The sequence below is a fragment of the Xanthomonas sp. SHU 166 genome (genome assembly GCF_000364685.1).
GTDB classification, from domain to species: Bacteria; Pseudomonadota; Gammaproteobacteria; order Xanthomonadales; family Xanthomonadaceae; genus Xanthomonas_A; species Xanthomonas_A sontii.
Genome location: NZ_AQOJ01000874.1, coordinates 1 through 1,713, shown reverse-complemented (window position 1 = coordinate 1,713; position 1,713 = coordinate 1). Strand labels below are relative to the sequence as shown.

At 74.5% G+C, this 1,713-nt stretch carries 1 pseudogene; it reads right to left on the bottom strand.

Going from position 1 to position 1,713, the window contains the following annotated elements:
* Window positions 1-1,713: pseudogene (locus D180_RS19920) on the bottom strand (cell surface protein); the annotation flags it as partial.

Below are 1,713 nucleotides of genomic sequence, written 5' to 3'. Positions count from 1 at the left end.
CGCCGGCGGCGGTGGCCTGCTGGCCCTGCGCCAGCGCGGTGCCGTCGCCGCTGCCGGCGAACAGCCGCGCGGTGCCGTCGGCCACCTGCTTGACCGCGTCGAGCTGGTCCAGGTTCACCGCATCGGTGCCTTCGGTGCCGGCGGCGACGTTGGCGATCTGCCGCTCCTTGCCGGCACTGCCCACCGACACCGTGTCGGCGCGATCGGCGACCGATCCCTTGCCGAGCGCGACGCTGCCGCTGGCCGCGGCCTTGGCGCCATAGCCCAGCGCGGTGGAATCGTCGGCCTGCGCCCACGACGCGGCGCCGAACGCGGCGCTGGACGCGCCATCGGCCGAACTGAGCCAGCCGACCGAGGTGGAGAACGCACCGTTGGCCCAGGCGCCGGCGCCGAATGCGCTGCCGCCCTCGCCCTGCGCCTCGGTGGTGAACAGGCCGAGCACGCTGCCGCCGACCGCGGTGCTGGACGCCCCGCTGGCCAGACTCGAATAGCCCAGCGCCACGGCATTGCCGCCGCTGGCGTTGGCGCCGTAGCCGACCGCGGAAGCGAAATCGCCGCCGGCCTGGCTGAAGCCGCCGTTGGCGGTCGCGGCCAGCCCGGTGGCGGCAGCGGAGAAACCGGTAGCGGTGCTCTGCAGGCCGTCGGCGCGTGCCGCCGTGCCCAGTGCGGTGGAGAACGCGCCATTGGCCTGCGCGCCGGCGCCGAACGCGCTGGCGCCCTGCTCGGCCGCGGTGGTGGTGCCTTCCAGCAACACCTCGCCGTTCTCGTCGACGATCGACAACGCGCCGCCGACCGCCGTTGCCGAGGCGCCGACGGCGGTGGCGTTGCTGCCGACCGCGGTGGCGTTGCCGCCGAGCGTGGTGGCGCCGCTGCCCAGTGCGCTGGCACCGTTGCCGATGGCATTGGCGCCTTCGCCGGCGGCGATCGCATTGGCGCCCTCGACGTAGGCGCCGGCATCGCTGGCGTCGCTGCCGCTGGACTGGAAATACTTGGCGGTGGTGTCGGCGGTCTGCCTGACCGCGTCGAGCTGGGCCACGTTGACCGCATCGGTGGCCTCGGTGCCGGCGGCCACGTTGGTGATCTGCCGCTCCTGCCCGGCGCTGCCCACCGACACGCTGTAGGCACGGTCGGCGACCGCCCCGGCACCCAGCGCCACCGCATTGGCGGCGGTGGCCTCGCTGCCGGCACCGATGCTGATCGCGCTTTCCGCGTCGGCCACGGTGTTGGTGCCGATGGCGATGGTGTTGACCTGGTTGCCCAGCGCCTGGAAGCCCATCGCTACGCTGTAGTTGCCGTAGCCGAACGCGCCGCGACCGACCGCGGTGGCGCTCAGCCCCGGCGCCCAGCTGTTGAAGCCGATCGAGGTGGCGCCGCTGCCGCTGGCCCACGCCCCGGTACCGAACGCCGAGGCATTGGTGCCGGTGGCCCAGGCCGAGGTCCCGAACGCCGACGCGCCATCGGCCGTCGCCCAGGCGTAGGCGCCGACCGCACTGGCGTCCTCGCCGCTGGCCCAGGCGTTGTCGCCCTGCGCGAGGCTGTAGTTGCCGGTCGCACGCGCCTTGTAGCCGCCGGCGGTGCTGTGGTCGCCGGTGGCCTGCGCACCGTAGCCGGTGGCGGTGGCGACGCTGCCCGTCGCCTGCGCGCCCGCGCCGAGCGCGGTGGCGTTCTCGCCGGCATTGGCACCGACCAGCACCGGCTTGCCGTCGGCATCGA